The sequence below is a fragment of the Mesorhizobium sp. B1-1-5 genome (genome assembly GCF_006443065.1).
Classification (GTDB): domain Bacteria; phylum Pseudomonadota; class Alphaproteobacteria; order Rhizobiales; family Rhizobiaceae; genus Mesorhizobium.
The window spans coordinates 1-1015 of sequence record NZ_VFWS01000683.1 but is presented as its reverse complement, the minus strand read 5'-3'; the positions used below and the strand labels follow the sequence as shown (position 1 = coordinate 1015).

Annotated in this window: 1 protein-coding gene; it reads left to right on the top strand. The window is 63.2% G+C overall.

What is annotated here, in order from left to right; genetic code table 11:
* Positions 1 to 74: 74 nt before the first annotated feature.
* Positions 75 to 1015, top strand: a 941-nt coding sequence (locus FJ980_RS34365; protein ID WP_140547755.1) for an esterase-like activity of phytase family protein, incomplete at its 3' end; no start/stop codon positions are given.

Here is a 1015-nt window from a genome sequence, read left to right as displayed (position 1 = left end):
ACCGAGCAATTGGCTTCGCTGTTCGCCGAGGAAAGCGCACGCGATACGCGGCGCGGCGGCATGCGGCGCGCCGGATGATCTTTTCGCACGGCGGATTTCGACAAGCACTTTTCGCCGCCATCGCCCTGTTTGCCGGTGCAGCCCCGGTGCCATCCAGTTCGGCCGGCGCGACCTCGGTTGAACCGGTCGAGGTCTTAGCCCGCCCGATCACCGAATTCCGTATAGGCCGTGCCGACAAGCAATTCGGTCCGCTCGAATTCGTCGGCGGGCTGGAGATGACGTCGCCGTCGCGCGATTTCGGCGCGCTGTCGGCCTTCCGTTTCCTGAAAGGCGGTCGCGACTTCGTCGGCGTCGCCGATACCGGATTCTGGTTCTTCGGCAGCGTGACCCATGATGCGGACAAGCGCCCGTCAGGCATCGGGGACTTCCGCATGGAACAGATGGTCGATGCATCGGGCCAGCCGATCGACGAGAAATCGGAAGTCGATGCCGAGGGGCTTTCCGTCAAGGACGGCATTGCCACCGTGGGTTTCGAGCGCAACCATCGCGTCGCCCAGTTCAAAATTGGCCCCGACGATATGAAGGCGCCGTTCAGGCAGATGGATTTCCTGGTTCCGGCATGGGAGCTGCGCCGGAACCGAGGCTTCGAGACCGTCACCCACGCCAATGCCAATGGCCGCCACCAAGGCGGCCTGGTCGTGGTGTCGGAAAAGAGCTTGGACAAGGCCGGCAACATCTATGCCGCCATCATCGAAGGTCCGCACAAGGGCGTCTTCACCGTCAAGCGCAACGGCGATTTCGATATCACCGATGGGGCTTTCCTGCCGGATGGCGACCTTCTGCTGCTGGAGCGCAGTTTCACGATGGCAGGAGGTCTCAAGATGCGGCTGCGGCGCATTGATGGCGAGACCGTGGAGAAGGGCGCGGTCGCCGACGGTCCGGTGCTGATGGAGGCCGATATGGGCTACCAGATCGACAATATGGAAGGGCTCGACGTCTGGACCCGCGACGACGG